Here is a 12,839-nt window from a genome sequence, read left to right as displayed (position 1 = left end):
AGGGCCCCATGGCCGACTCAAGAGCGCTCGAAGAGTTCGATCTCATCGTGATCGGCTCGGGGAGTGGCAACACGATCCTCGGTCGAGAATGGGCCGACAAGCAGGTTGCACTCGTCGACGATTCGATCGAGTTCGGCGGTACGTGTCTGAACCGCGGCTGCATTCCCACGAAGATGTTCGTGCATGTCGCCGATGTGGCGCAGAACGCCCTCGATGCGAAGCGACTCGGCATCGAGTTCGAAGCGCCTCATGTCGACTGGAATGCCATTCGCGACCGTGTTTTCGGTCGCGTGGATGATGCGAGTGCGAGCAGCCTCGAATTCCGAGAGAACCAGGCGCCAGCGCTCACCCTCGTCCGCGAGACCTGCGGCTTTGCTGGCGATCACGTCATCGAGACCGCCTCCGGTCGGCGACTCACTGCTCCGAAGATCGTGATCGCCACGGGCTCGCGGCCACGGGCGCTCAGTGCCGCGTATGCGCCTGACGGTCGGATCCATACGAGCGATTCGATCATGCGGATCGCTGCGCTGCCAGAGCGGCTCCTGATTGTTGGCGGCGGAAGTATCGCGGTGGAGTTCGCCCACATCTTCGCCTCACTCGGGGTCTCCATCACTCTTGCAATTCGCTCGGATGAGGTGCTCAGTAGCACCGACTCGCTCGTTCGTGAACGGATGACCTCCATTCTCGGGAAGCGCGTCGCGTTGAAGACGAGGACGCAGGTCGAGCAGATCGATACGGATTCTTGCGACGAATTTGTGGTGACGTTCGATGACGGTGCGACCGAACCGTTCGATGCAGTTTTGGTCGCCTCAGGGCGCGAGCCGAACACCGACACCTTGAACGCGGCCGCGTTCTTCGATCTCGACAGCTCGAAGAAGATCGCGACGAACGAATTCCTTCAGGTGTTGCGAGACGGAGAGCCGGTCGAGGGCATCTTTGCGCTCGGTGATGTCTGCGCGAAGCACGAGTTGAAGCACGTAGCGAACCACCAGGCTCGCGTCGTTCGTCATAACCTGAGCGCTGACTCCGCAGACTTCCAGGCTGACACGCTGAGCCCGGTTCCTCATGCGATCTTCTCCTGGCCGCAGATTGCGAGCTTCGGTGTTCGTGCCGACGAAGCCGAGGACACGCACATCGTGGTCACTCGCGAGTACAGCACGACCGCCTATGGTTGGGCGCTCGAGGACACGACGTCCTTCGTGCGGCTCGTCGTGGACGGGCGCGGTGTGCTCCACGGCGCGCACATCCTCGGCGAACAAGCGAGTATCCTGATCCAGCCGCTCGTCATGATCGCGCAGCAGCAGACCCCGATCACCGACGACTACGTTCGCGGAATGTATTGGCCACATCCTGCACTGAGTGAAGTGCTCGAGAACGCGCTGCTCGATGCGGCGAAGGCAATCCGACGTCAACAGAGAGAGCATGCGTGACCGTTCGAGATATCCGAGTGTTCGGCGACCCGGTCCTTCGGACGGTGTGCGACCCGGTCGTGCCTGGCGATCCGAAAACGCTCGCGCTCGTGCGTGATCTGATCGACACCGTGCAGTTGCCGGGCCGTGCGGGAGTGGCAGCGAATCAGATCGGCGTCGGGCTCCGCGCCTTCAGCTACAACGTCGACGGTCGCATCGGGGCGATCTGCAACCCCGAACTCGTCGCCACCGATGGCGAACTCGAGATGATGAGCGAGGGCTGTCTCTCGGTTCCCGGGCTCTCCTTCGATACGCCCCGATACCCGTGGGCCAAAGTGCGCGGCATCACCGCCGAGGGTGAGGAGATCGAACTCGAGGGCGAGGATCTCTTTGCCGAAATGCTGCAGCACGAATGCCAGCACCTCGATGGAATTCTGTACATCATGACGCTCGAGAAGGAAACACGTCGTCGAGCAATGCATGCGGTTCGTGAGTCGGATTGGTATTAGCTCCGAGCGAGCGTGCAGCACCGTGACGTCGAGCACGGTGCACAGAAGAAGGGTGCGAGTCCACTGGACTCGCACCCTTCTTGCTGCAATCGAACGACTGCGCGCTAATCGACCGAATGCCCGAGTGGGTTCTCGCTCCGGTAGATCCCTGCAATCTGCTCTTCGTACGCCACGTGAACGTTGTGTCGCTTGATGCTCATCTTCGGAGTGAGGAGTCCGTTGCTCTCGGTGAACTCGTCAGGCAGGATCAGGAACTTCTTCACGGATTCTGCACGCGAGACAGTGCTGTTTCCGGCAGCGACAGCGCGGCGGACTTCAGCGATAACAGCCTCGTTCTTCACGGCCTCTTCGAGCGTCATTGACTCGTTGAGACCCTGATTCTTCGCCCACACTGGCAGCATTTCTGCATCGAGGGTGACAAGAGCTGCGATGAACGGCTTCTGATCGCCGACCGCGACGACCTGACCGACGATCAGGTTCGCGCGAATCGGGTCTTCGAGCGCAGTCGGTGCGACGTTCTTCCCACCAGCGGTGACGAGGAGTTCTTTCTTGCGACCGGTGATCGTCAAGTAGCCGTCGGAGTCGAGTGTTCCGATGTCACCCGTGTGGAACCATTCGCCGTCGAATACTTCAGCGGTCGCCTCGGGGTTGTTCCAGTACTCCTTGAACACGTTCTGACCGGCCACAAGGACTTCGCCGTCGTCGTCGATCTTGATACCGACACCCGGGAGCACCGGTCCGACCGTGCCGATCTTGAACTTGTCGGGGAGGTTCACGGAGGCAGGAGCGGTCGTCTCCGTGAGTCCGTAGCCTTCGAGGATTCGAATGCCGAGGCTGCGGTAGAAGTGTCCGAGATAGGTCGAGAGGGGAGCCGAACCAGAAACGGCGTAGCGCACACGACCACCGAGTGCAGTTTTCAGCTTCTTGTAGACCAAAGCGTCGAAGAGCTTGAACTGCAGGGCGAGGCCGAAAGGCACCTTGCCGGCGTCGGTCGCCTTCGAGTGAGCAACTGCCACGTCGGCGGCGCGGCGGAAGATCTTTCCCTTCCCGCCTGCTTCTGCCTTCTGCTCGCTGACGTTGAACACCTTTTCGAAGACTCGTGGAACCGCCAGAAGGAACGTGGGCTTGAAGGTTCCCATCGAGACGACGAGCTTCGAGGTGTCGGGCTGATGTCCGACCTTCACGCCTGAGGTCACGGCGAGCACCGAAATGAAGCGCGCGAACACGTGTGCGGTGGTGATGAACAGCAGCGTCGACGCGCCGGGCGCAACGACTTCGTTGAGCGCGAGTGCTGAGTTGCGCGACAGTTCGACGAAGTTCGAGTGCGTCAGCACAACGCCCTTCGGCTTTCCTGTTGAGCCGGACGTGTAGATGAGTGTCGCGAGGTCGGAGCCCTGCGCGAGGTTGCTTCTGCGCTCGATCTCTTCGTCCGAGACATCGGTGCCGCTCTTCGCGAGCTTGTCGAGATCACCGAGGTCGATACGCCAGGTCTGCTGCACGTTCGGCACGTCCGCCGCGATCTCGTCGAAACGGTTGAACATGTCCGCGGTCTCGAGAATGATCCGGGTCGCGCCAGAGTCGCTGACGATCCACTGCACCTGGCTCGGGGCACTGGTCTCGTACACCGGAACGAGCGTTGCGCCCGCGAACCAGGTCGCGAAGTCGATCAGGGTCCACTCGTAACGAACCTTTGACATGAGAGCGATCTTGTCGCCGGGCTCGACGCCCGCAGCGACGAGACCCTTTGCGAGGGCGATGACCTGCGCGTGGAACTCACGAGTCGTGATGTCGTTCCAGGAGTCTTCTCCTGAAGGAGTTGCAAAGAGTGGAGCATCGGGTGAAAGCGCAAGACGATCCTTCAGCAGCGCCGTTGCATTCGCTGAAGGGTCTGGTTCGATCACGGGCTTTCGGATGTGGGTGGCAGCGTTTGATGTGCTCTCAGTCACGGTAACTCCTTCGGCACCGGGTCAAGGGGTGACATCAAGCATATCGAGCGCGCTGGCGCCGAGCGCGAGGATGCGCGGATCTTTGTCAAACTGTTGCTGCACAATGCACGGTGCAGCGTGATATTCCTGCGCCCCGAATTGCGGGCACTAGAGTGATTCGCTGGAGGAGGTCGGAATGTTCTATTGGATTATGAAGAACCTCATCGTCGGACCGTACGTGAAAACGGTGTTCCGACCATGGGTGATCGGTGCCGAGAACATCCCTGCCCGCGGCGGTGTCATCATCGCCGGAAACCACCTGTCTTTCATCGATTCCGTGCTCGTTCCACTCATCATGGAGCGTCGGATCTACTTCCTCGCGAAAGCGGACTATTTCACCGGTAAGGGGATCAAGGGCCGTTTCGTGCGCTGGTTCTTCGAATCCGCCGGCCAGCTACCGATCGACCGTTCCGGTGGCAAGGCGAGCGAAGCGAGCTTGCGCGCCGGGCTTTCCGTGCTCAACAAGGGCAACGTCCTCGGCATTTACCCCGAGGGCACTCGAAGCCCTGACGGAAAGCTCTACCGAGGTCGCACCGGTGTTGCCCGGATGATTCTCGAGGCGAAGGTGCCGGTCGTGCCGCACGTCATGATCGACAGCGAGAAGATCATGCCAACTGGTCGCCGCATTCCGAAGGTCGGCCGTGTCGGCATCATTTTCGGCGAGCCGATGGACTTCAGCCGATATTACGGTCTCGCGAGCGACCGCTTCGTGCTCCGAGCAATCACCGACGAGATCATGTATGAGCTCAAGCGACTCGGTAACCAGGAGTACGTCGACGTCTATGCGACGACCGCGAAAGCCAATCTCGCTTCGAGCGAGACGAAGGCTCCAACGGCACGATAGCCCGCCGTTTCGCGGTACCATCAGCGGAAACCTGTGCCGCGCAACCGGTGCGCGGTACTCAACAAGAAAGACCAATCGTGACTGATTCTGCAGCCCGTATTGAACCATCCGTCGACGCCGTCTCCGGCCTCGATGCGTGGCGCTCGCTTCCAATCAAGCAGCAGCCATCATGGCCAAATCAAGACGCGGTCGATGCAATGTATAAGAACCTGTCGCTGCAGCCGCCACTCGTATTCGCCGGTGAAGTCGATCGTCTTCGCGACCGACTCGCCTCCGCCGCGCAGGGGCAGGCGTTCTTGTTGCAGGGTGGCGATTGCGCTGAAACCTTCGCGGGAGCAACTGCAGACAAGATTCGCAACCGAGTTCGTACGATCCTGCAGATGGCTGTGGTCCTGACGTACGGCGCTGCCATGCCAGTGATCAAGATGGGCCGAATGGCAGGGCAGTTCGCGAAGCCACGCTCGAGCGACACCGAGACTCGCGAAGGCGTGACCCTTCCGGCGTACCGCGGCGACATCGTCAACGGCTTCGACTTCACCGAAGAGTCGCGCACCGCGAACCCTGACCGCATTTTGCAGGGGTACCACATGGCTGCTTCGACCTTGAACCTGGTTCGAGGATTCACGCAGGGTGGTTTTGCCGACCTTCGCGAGGTCCACTCCTGGAACCAGGGGTTCGCAAGAAACCCTGCCAACCAGCGTTACGAGGCTCTGGCAACGGAGATCGACCGTGCGATCCGTTTCATGGAGGCCGCGGGGGCGAACTTCGATGAGCTTCGTGGCGTCGAGTTCTACACGGGGCACGAGGGTCTGCTCATGGACTACGAACGTCCGATGACTCGCTTTGATTCACGCACGGGCCAGCCGTACAACACCTCGAGCCACTTCCAGTGGATCGGGGAGCGCACGCGCGAACTCGACGGTGCGCACGTCGACTTCTTCTCTCGCGTGCGGAACCCGATCGGAGTGAAGCTCGGGCCCTCCACGACGCCAGAGACCATGCGCCAACTCGTCGACAAGCTCGACCCAGAGCGCGAGCCGGGCCGCTTGACCTTCATCACCCGGATGGGAGCTGGCACGATTCGTGATGCGCTGCCGCCGTTGCTCGAGGCTTCCAAGGAACTCGAGTCGACACCGCTATGGGTGACGGACCCCATGCACGGCAACGGGATCACAACGCCGAACGGCTACAAGACTCGGCGATTCGATGACGTGGTCGATGAGGTTCGTGGCTTCTTCGAAGCACACCGCCAGGTTGGAACATTCCCAGGCGGTATCCATGTCGAGCTGACTGGTGACGACGTCACCGAATGCCTCGGCGGCAGCGAGATGATCGACGAGGAAACCCTCGCAACGAAGTACGAGTCGCTGTGCGACCCGCGTCTCAACCACAAGCAGTCACTCGAACTCGCCTTCCTCGTCGCCGAAGAGCTCCGCGCCTTCTAGATCGAGACGAGCGACGACAGCAACGGCCCCGCGCAGTCTGCGCGGGGCCGTTTCCGTATGCGGCAGAGTAGCGACGCGGCTCGCTGCGAGCGGCAGCGGAGCATGCCTATAGGTTCGAGCTCACCGTCACGGTAGAGCCTTCCGGGAGCATCGTGCCGCTTTCCGGATCAACGCCCGTCACCGGAGCAACGTTCCAGAGGAACTGCACGACATTCGTATCGACCTCGACGATGAATCCTTCGTCCTTCAACTTCGCGATCGCCTCGTTCAGCATGAGGTTGTCGACGTTCGGTACGGCAACCATGACCGGCCCGAGTGAGACCGTCACGGTGACTCCAGAACCGCCGGGCTGGATTCCTTCCGGAAGGGATGCAGCGATGACTTGGCCCTCGGGGATTTCCGCGTGGTTCGCGGTCTCGATCGTGTACCCGAGTTCTGCGGCCTTGAGTTTCTCCTCGGCCTCGGCTTGAGTGTCGCCCTCGACTTGAGGGAGCGGACCGGCTGAGACGAACAGGACGATCGGCGTTTGTTTGCGAATCGTCTCAAGCGTTGTGACGTCGGTTCCGTCTGCCAGTGTCGCCTGCAACGCGGTTCCGCGATCTTGATCGTTGAACACTTTGATCGCGCCAGAGTACGAGAACCCTGCCTCGGTGATTTCCTTGCTCGCTTCTTCCTCGGATTTGCCGGCGACGGCGGGTGGTTCGACGAGCGGTAGGCCCGTTGAGACGACGAGGGTGATCGTCTCGCCGGCCTGCAGCATGGTGCCCTGCGGAGGCTCGCTTCGAACGACGAGTCCTTCGTTGATCGACTCGCTCGCCTCCGATTTCGTTTCACCGGCGACGACGAATCGTTGCTCTTCGAGATCGATCCGAGCGTCTTCAACGCTCTCGCCCTCGACCGCTGGAATCGCGGTCGCGCCGCCGGGGCCCGTGTTGAGCCACCATCCTGCGCTTGCCGATGCTGCTGCGAGAAGCATCACGAGAATGAGCCACACCCAGCCGGTCTTCCTTCGAAACGAGGTTCTCCTGGTCAGCGTCGCCGTGGCGACCCGTGGACGCTCGTGATTCGGCACTACCGACGTTGCTTGACGACGTGTCGTTGACGTCGCCCCTGCCGCAGGTGGGCTCGGAGGTGTGCGGTACGGGCGTTGCTCGGGGAGATCATCGAACGCGAGCACGGTGGTTTCCCGCTCGGACTCGGGTCGTTCCAGCGGCTTCGTCTCATGAACGGGCGAGTCGAGTCCGAGTTCTTGCACTTCGAGGACATGGTCGAGCATTTCGCCCGCATCGACGGGGCGAAGGTTCGGGTTTCGGTGCGTCGCCCACTGCACGAGGGCGTCGAGAGAACGAGGCACCGTGCTGACGAGGTCGCTCGGAAGGGGAACCGAATTATTCGCGTGCTGATACGCGATCTGCATCGGTTGCTCGCCGGTGAACGGTTGCTTTCCGGTGAGCATTTCATAGAGGACGATGCCGACCGCGTAGATGTCGCTGCGAGCGTCAGCGGTGCCACGGGTCAAGAGCTCGGGGGAGAGGTACGCGATCGTTCCGAGCAGCGCCTTGCCTGTTGCCGTGTTCGCTGTTGCAGCGCGCGCGAGCCCGAAATCCGCGATCTTGATCCGGCCATCGTGCGCGAGCAGGATGTTCTCGGGCTTCAGATCTCGGTGCACGATCGATGCCTTGTGCGCGGCGGAGAGTCCAGAGAGCACTGCAACGAGAACATCGAGGGCTTGCTCGGCGGTGATCGCCCCGCGTTCGATGAGCAGGTCGCGCAGTGTGATCGAAGGGAGATTCTCCATCACGAGGTAGGCGATCTCGCCGTCCTCGCCCTGGTCGAAAACGCCGACGACGTTTGGGTGTGCGAGTCGAGCGGCAGCCTTCGCCTCGCCGATGAATCGTTCTCGAAACTGCTCATCGTCGGAGAGATGCGCGTGCATGATCTTGATGGCGACTGAGCGATCGAGACGGAGGTCGTCGGCTTCGTACACGGTTGCCATACCGCCGCGGGCAATCCGGGAACGCACGGAGTATCGGCGGTCGATGAGCCGCCCGATGAGCGGATCGTTCGCGGAGGCGTGCACGAACTGAGTTTACGAAAGTCACGCAAGTGCGCGGACACACCACGCCCAGAACGGTGCAAGGATCAGCCTCGACCTGTCAGGATGGAACCGTGGAAGAAACAACAGCCGGCACCGCTTCGGCATCATCTGAATCCCAGTGGCTGACGATTCCGGATCTCGTCGAGATCCTTGGCGTTCCTCAGACTCGCGTTCGTCGTTTGATCGAGGAGCGGTCTCTGCTCGCGAGTCGTCGAAACGGCCCGCTCCAGGTTCCCTCGCTGTTCGTCCGTGACGGAGCGGTGATCTCGGAGGTCAAGGGCACGGTGATCGTGTTGCTGGACAAGGGCTTCACAGAAGATGAAGCGATCGATTGGATGCTGGCTCCTGAGGATTCCCTCCGGACTTCACCGATTGAGGCGCTTCGTCAGAATCGGAAAGCCGAAACTCGCCGGATCGCTCAAGCGCTCGCCTGAGACTTCGCCTCAGGCACCGAAAGCTTCGAGGTGCGCGGTGGTTCAAGGCGTGCGCAATGCTCGGCCTCGGTGCTCCGCACGAACTCGAATCGTTCGGTTCAGGACTCGCGCTGGGTCGCGCTGACGGCAAGACGTTCGAACTGCAACACTGCTGATCGTGAGAGCTCTGCGTCGCGGAGTGATTCGAGCGCTGCACCAACCGCACGGTCGATGATGCGCTCGATGTGTTCCGGTGCACCCGACCGGACGATCGCATCCTGCAGGAGCGAGATCTGAGTTTCGTTCAGATCAGGATCGCCCAAGAGCTCGTCGAGCATTGCCACGACGTTCGATGCCAGTTTTTGACGCGCGATCTCGATGAGGACGGTCCGCTTGCCTTCACGGAGATCATCACCGCTGGGTTTGCCGGTCACGGCCGGATCGCCGAAGACGCCGAGCATGTCGTCGCGGAGCTGGAATGCCGTACCGACGGGAAGCCCGAACCCTGCGAGAGCGTCGAGCTGTTGTTGTGATGCGCCAGCGATGGTTGCTCCGAGGAGGATCGGGGCTTCGACCGAGTACTTGGCCGACTTGTAGATCGCGACCCGGTGAGCCCGGGGAGGAGATCCTTCGGATCTTGGCGAATCCAGGCGGCTTCTTCGAGCAGATCGAGGTACTGGCCGAGCGTTACCTGTTCGCGCATCTCTGAATACACCTTGCGTGCGGCGTTGCCACGCTCCGGGTCGAGGAGTGCGAGTGCATCGCCCATGATGTCGTCGGCCCAGTTCAACAGCAGATCGCCGACGAGAATTGCCGCGCCTTTGCCCCATGTCTCGGCATTCCCCGCCCATTCGCTCTGCTCGTGGAGCTTCGCGAGTGCGACGTGGACGCTCGGCGCACCTCGACGCGTTTCGGAATTGTCGATGATGTCGTCGTGAGCGAGCGCCGCTGCATGAAACACCTCGAGTGCCGCGGCGGCCTGAACGAGTGCCGGCCAGGTCGCATCGCTTGCCGAACCTGCGCCGAGTGGAGCGTCGCCAGCAGCGCGAATCGAGTTCCAGCCCCAATGGCAGAAGAGCGCTCGCATGCGCTTTCCGCCCTGTAGGAGAGTCCGTGCGATTGCGAGCATCGGCTCCGCATCGGGGGAGATTGCGCCGAGAGATTCGAGCTTTGGTTGCAGGGAATCAGCGATCGATTGATCAATCGCACGAGTAAATCCGATATTCACAGACACAACGCATAGCCTAGTAAGCCAAATGCCGCGTAGGATTGAAGTCCGCACCGCGTGTAGACCGCATGAAGGGGGCCATCATGGCGCTATCCGAACAGGAGCAGCGACTTCTTGAAGAGATGGAGCGCAATCTCTACAAAAACGAGGCTGACATCGTGCAGACCTCAGTCGGGCCCCGCTGCACCGACTACACGAAGGTTGCGATCGGATTGCTGCTCCTCGTTGCCGGTCTTGGAGCGATCGTCGCCGCGGTCGCGACGCGTATCCCTCTGATCGGCGTCGCCGGATTCGCTCTCGCCCTCGCCGGAGTGCTCGTGGCAATCGCCGCCAACAAGCCGGTTGAGATCGACCCGCAGGCCGAGCCGAGTGCCTCGCAGCGCGAATCCGACGTCAGGAAGAAGTCAACGTCGTCGTCGAAGAGCTTCTTCGACCGTCTCGGAGAAGAGTGGGACAAGCGCCAGGGCTAGTCCCTCCCTCTTCCTCCACAAATCAGGATCGACCTTCGGGTCGGTCCTTTTTTGTGCCTTTTCTGGCCCACAGCACCCACTCGAGCAGGTCCACATCGCTGAAGTCGGATCTGAATGCTCGCTGACTCCACTCTGGAACATTTTTGTGCACCATTTTGCGTATTTCCCTCCACCCGAATCAGCCCGTAAAATCAGAGAACTTCCTGAGAAAAGTTCGCAATGTCGCGCATTTGTGGATGAATGTGGAGTAAAGTGGAGTAACGCAGAAAACTGCGGGATCGCTGGCCGGAGCGTGAGGAGGGTGCACCGTGTTTCTTGGCACGCATACCCCACGCCTCGACGAAAAAGGCCGCGTCATTCTTCCTGCGAAGTTTCGCGACGAGCTCGGCGCCGGCATGGTGCTCACTCGCGGGCAGGAGCGATGCCTCTACGTGTTCAGCACTCGTGAGTTCGAACAGGTACATGAGCGCATTCGCCAAGCCCCGCTGACATCGCGAGCCGCCCGTGACTTCATGCGTTTGTTCCTGTCCGGGGCTTCAAACGAAGTTGCAGACAAGCAACACCGCATCACCATCCCTCAAGCGCTGCGCGAGTACGCAGGGCTCGAGCGTGACCTGGTCGTCATTGGCGCTGGCGATCGTGCCGAGATCTGGTCGGCGACCGCATGGGACGAGTACTACGCCGCAAACGAAGCAGCATTCTCCGAGACCGAAGAGGAGGTGATTCCGGGCATCTTCTAGCCCTGACCGTGACTCCCAACTATCCGTCCTGACACACTTCCCCGGTGGCAGGCCGAATGGATGGGGATCAGGGTTCGGGACCGCCTGGTTCGCATGGACGCAGCATCACTCCACACCCCGGTTCTTCTCGAACGCACCCTCGAACTCCTCGCTCCGGCACTGGAACGCGACGGCGCCGTCGTGCTCGATGGAACGCTCGGCATGGGCGGGCATAGCGAAGCAATGCTGCAACGGTTCCCGAACTTGCGTTTGATCGGGATCGATCGCGATCCCGACGCGATCGCCCTGGCTGGGAAGCGTCTCGAGCCGTTCGCTGATCGCATCACGCTCGTCGAGACCACGTATGACAACGTGGCGGGCGCAATGGGCGCGCTCGGGGTCGCTGCAATCGATGCGGCTCTGTACGACCTCGGCGTTTCGAGCTTGCAGATCGACTCCGCAGAGCGCGGTTTCGCCTACTCGAAAGATGCCCCGCTCGACATGCGCATGGACCAGCAGGGAGATCTGACCGCGGCTGAGATTGTCGCGACCTGGGCTGAGCGTGATCTCTCGCAGATCTTCCACCGGTACGGCGATGAGAAACTTGCAGGCCGTTACGCGCGAGCGATCGTCAACGCACGCGAAAGCGAGCCGATCGTCACGAGTGGTCGACTTGTCGAAATCCTGATCGCCGCGACACCGATGGCCGTGCAGAAGAAGAGCGGGCACCCGGCGAAGAAGGTCTTCCAGGCGCTCCGCGTGGTCGTAAACAACGAGCTCGAAGTGCTCGAAACTGCGATGCCGGCGGCGCTCGACGCGCTCAGCCTCGGGGGACGCATGGTCGTCCTCTCGTACCAGTCCCTTGAGGACCGCATCGTCAAGCGGGCGATTGCCGAGCGCACGGTGACGAGTGCTCCAGCGGGACTGCCCCAGGAACTTCCAGAACATGCACCAAGCCACCGCGCCCTCGTTCGTGGCGCCGAGCTCGCCTCCGAAGCAGAGCGCGAACTGAACACCCGTTCAATTCCCGTCCGTCTCCGGGCGGTGGAGCGTATTTCGATGAACGTTCGAGGAGCGCGCGCGGCGACGCCCTCTCGACAGCGAGGAGCACGTCGATGAGCCCAGCAGTACGTCCAACGCTGCTTGCAGCGCGGCCGGCCTCGAACCTCGAGGTCGCTCCGGAGTTCACACCCGCGCCGATCGAGCAGGAAAGCCCGCATATTCGCGCGGTTCCATCGGTCGCTCCGAAGACTCGTCCTGGTCTCGTGCACGGGATCCTGGCGCTGGTCGGACTCGCGGTCATCGTGCTCTGCCAGATGGGTCTCAGCATTGCGCTGTCGAACGGCGCGTACGAAGTGCGCGAACTGCAAGCAGCATCGGCACAGCTCGGTCGTCAGGAGCAGAACCTCCAGGAGCAACTGAACGTCCTGAACTCTCCGCAGAACCTCGCCACGGCAGCGACCAACCTCGGGATGGTGGGCGGTCAAGAAGCGCAGTTCATCCAATTGTCGAGCGGTGTCGTGCTCGGTGGTCCGGACGCGCTGCACGCAGCGGGCGAAATCGCCGGACACGGCGGGCTGCTCGTGCCGAACGCACTGCTCGCTCCTGAGACTGCAGCGACCACGACCCCCGTCGTTCCCGAGACCGAGAAAGACCCGGAGCCGTACCCGGGCATGCTTCTTCCTGCTGAGGGCGTGGCGAACGAGCAAGGCTGAGTCC

At 61.5% G+C, this 12,839-nt stretch carries 12 protein-coding genes and 1 pseudogene; 9 read left to right on the top strand and 4 right to left on the bottom strand.

All coding sequences use genetic code 11. The annotated features are described in order from the left end of the window. Positions 1-8: 8 nt before the first annotated feature. Together U2H20_RS03300 and U2H20_RS03295 are read left to right on the top strand one after the other, a co-directional pair. Positions 9-1,430, top strand: a complete 1,422-nt coding sequence (locus tag U2H20_RS03300; RefSeq protein WP_430593073.1) for a mycothione reductase — start codon at positions 9-11, stop codon at positions 1,428-1,430. After that, positions 1,427-1,918 carry a peptide deformylase gene (locus tag U2H20_RS03295; protein WP_430593072.1) on the top strand — a complete coding sequence of 164 codons (492 nt, stop codon included), beginning with the start codon at positions 1,427-1,429 and terminating at the stop codon, positions 1,916-1,918. The genes U2H20_RS03300 and U2H20_RS03295 overlap by 4 nt, the downstream gene beginning before the upstream one ends. A gap of 104 nt (positions 1,919-2,022) precedes the next feature. On the opposite strand, the gene U2H20_RS03290 is transcribed toward U2H20_RS03295, so the two are convergent. After that, entirely contained in the window at positions 2,023-3,864 is a 1,842-nt protein-coding gene (locus U2H20_RS03290) for an AMP-dependent synthetase/ligase (protein WP_430593071.1), read from the bottom strand. Between the two features lie 175 nt (positions 3,865-4,039). Between U2H20_RS03290 and U2H20_RS03285 the strand changes: the two genes are divergently transcribed. Together U2H20_RS03285 and U2H20_RS03280 are read left to right on the top strand one after the other, a co-directional pair. Continuing rightward, positions 4,040-4,747 carry a lysophospholipid acyltransferase family protein gene (locus U2H20_RS03285; RefSeq protein ID WP_430593070.1) on the top strand — a complete coding sequence of 236 codons (708 nt, stop codon included), beginning with the start codon at positions 4,040-4,042 and terminating at the stop codon, positions 4,745-4,747. A 77-nt stretch (positions 4,748-4,824) separates the two neighbouring features. After that, positions 4,825-6,192: a class II 3-deoxy-7-phosphoheptulonate synthase gene (locus tag U2H20_RS03280; RefSeq protein ID WP_430593069.1), complete on the top strand. Its 1,368-nt coding sequence runs from the start codon at positions 4,825-4,827 to the stop codon at positions 6,190-6,192. Positions 6,193-6,298: 106 nt separating this feature from the next. Here U2H20_RS03280 and pknB read toward each other — a convergent pair whose 3' ends face one another. Next, positions 6,299-8,272, bottom strand: coding sequence for a Stk1 family PASTA domain-containing Ser/Thr kinase (gene pknB / locus U2H20_RS03275; RefSeq protein WP_430593068.1), 1,974 nt, complete (start codon positions 8,270-8,272; stop codon positions 6,299-6,301). An 89-nt stretch (positions 8,273-8,361) separates the two neighbouring features. Here pknB and U2H20_RS03270 point away from each other — a divergent pair, with 89 nt between their 5' ends. After that, on the top strand, positions 8,362-8,724 hold the full coding sequence (locus U2H20_RS03270) for an Rv2175c family DNA-binding protein (RefSeq protein WP_430593067.1): 363 nt from the start codon (positions 8,362-8,364) through the stop codon (positions 8,722-8,724). A 98-nt stretch (positions 8,725-8,822) separates the two neighbouring features. On the opposite strand, the gene U2H20_RS03265 is transcribed toward U2H20_RS03270, so the two are convergent. Continuing rightward, the gene (locus U2H20_RS03265) at positions 8,823-9,533 is read right to left on the bottom strand and encodes a polyprenyl synthetase family protein (protein ID WP_430593588.1); all 711 of its coding nucleotides are present in this window, start codon (positions 9,531-9,533) and stop codon (positions 8,823-8,825) included. Further along, positions 9,419-9,790, bottom strand: a pseudogene (locus U2H20_RS03260) (polyprenyl synthetase family protein); the annotation flags it as partial. The pseudogene U2H20_RS03260 and the gene U2H20_RS03265, both read right to left, overlap by 115 nt. A 224-nt stretch (positions 9,791-10,014) precedes the next feature. Between U2H20_RS03260 and U2H20_RS03255 the strand changes: the two are divergent. The 4 genes from U2H20_RS03255 to U2H20_RS03240 all read left to right on the top strand — a co-directional run bounded on the left by U2H20_RS03255 (position 10,015) and on the right by U2H20_RS03240 (position 12,835). After that, positions 10,015-10,401 carry a DUF3040 domain-containing protein gene (locus U2H20_RS03255; RefSeq protein WP_430593066.1) on the top strand — a complete coding sequence of 129 codons (387 nt, stop codon included), beginning with the start codon at positions 10,015-10,017 and terminating at the stop codon, positions 10,399-10,401. Positions 10,402-10,709: 308 nt separating this feature from the next. Next, positions 10,710-11,141, top strand: coding sequence for a division/cell wall cluster transcriptional repressor MraZ (gene mraZ, locus U2H20_RS03250; protein WP_430593065.1), 432 nt, complete (start codon positions 10,710-10,712; stop codon positions 11,139-11,141). A gap of 93 nt (positions 11,142-11,234) precedes the next feature. After that, on the top strand, positions 11,235-12,239 hold the full coding sequence (gene rsmH / locus U2H20_RS03245) for a 16S rRNA (cytosine(1402)-N(4))-methyltransferase RsmH (protein ID WP_430593064.1): 1,005 nt from the start codon (positions 11,235-11,237) through the stop codon (positions 12,237-12,239). Then, the gene (locus tag U2H20_RS03240) at positions 12,236-12,835 is read left to right on the top strand and encodes a hypothetical protein (RefSeq protein WP_430593063.1); all 600 of its coding nucleotides are present in this window, start codon (positions 12,236-12,238) and stop codon (positions 12,833-12,835) included. Before rsmH ends, U2H20_RS03240 begins: the two co-directional genes overlap by 4 nt. Positions 12,836-12,839 lie beyond the last annotated feature (4 nt).

The sequence above is a fragment of the Humidisolicoccus flavus genome, from assembly GCF_045689595.1.
Lineage (GTDB): Bacteria > Actinomycetota > Actinomycetes > Actinomycetales > Microbacteriaceae > Humidisolicoccus > Humidisolicoccus flavus.
Note: the sequence above shows the minus strand (reverse complement) of the source record. Positions and strands in the feature narration are given on the sequence as shown.

What these genes read in the sequence shown, in the direction of transcription:
- U2H20_RS03285 (WP_430593070.1), top strand. Translation starts at nt 4,040, where the DNA reads ATGTTCTATTGGATTATGAAGAACCTCATCGTCGGACCGTACGTGAAA.
- U2H20_RS03240 (WP_430593063.1), top strand. Translation starts at nt 12,236, where the DNA reads ATGAGCCCAGCAGTACGTCCAACGCTGCTTGCAGCGCGGCCGGCCTCG.
- U2H20_RS03265 (WP_430593588.1), bottom strand. Translation starts at nt 9,533, where the DNA reads ATGGGGCAAAGGCGCGGCAATTCTCGTCGGCGATCTGCTGTTGAACTG.
- rsmH (WP_430593064.1), top strand. Translation starts at nt 11,235, where the DNA reads ATGGACGCAGCATCACTCCACACCCCGGTTCTTCTCGAACGCACCCTC.
- U2H20_RS03255 (WP_430593066.1), top strand. Translation starts at nt 10,015, where the DNA reads ATGGCGCTATCCGAACAGGAGCAGCGACTTCTTGAAGAGATGGAGCGC.
- U2H20_RS03300 (WP_430593073.1), top strand. Translation starts at nt 9, where the DNA reads ATGGCCGACTCAAGAGCGCTCGAAGAGTTCGATCTCATCGTGATCGGC.